The following is a 241-nucleotide window of genomic DNA, read 5'->3' on the forward strand; positions in this document are numbered from 1 at the left end:
CGCCGCCGCGGACCGTGCTGATCCCGGCCAACTATACCGAGAACCCGCGGTTCCCGAAGGTGCTGCAGGCCGAGATGGAATGGGACCGCGACCGCGACCCGGACAAGTACCAGCATGTCTGGCTCGGCGGCTATCTGCGCGTCAGCGAGGCGCGGGTGTTCAGGAACTGGAAGGTCGAGGCGTTCGAGACCCCGGCCGGCGCCCGCTTCCTGTTCGGCGCCGACTGGGGCTTCGCCCGCGA

General features: G+C 69.7%; 1 protein-coding gene. It reads left to right on the forward strand.

Annotated features, from left to right (window positions below; translation table 11 throughout):
• On the forward strand, nucleotides 1–241 hold a 241-nt coding region (locus AAHM41_RS40495; RefSeq protein ID WP_342242298.1), incomplete at both ends, for a hypothetical protein.

It is taken from the genome of Inquilinus sp. OTU3971 (genome assembly GCF_038440215.1).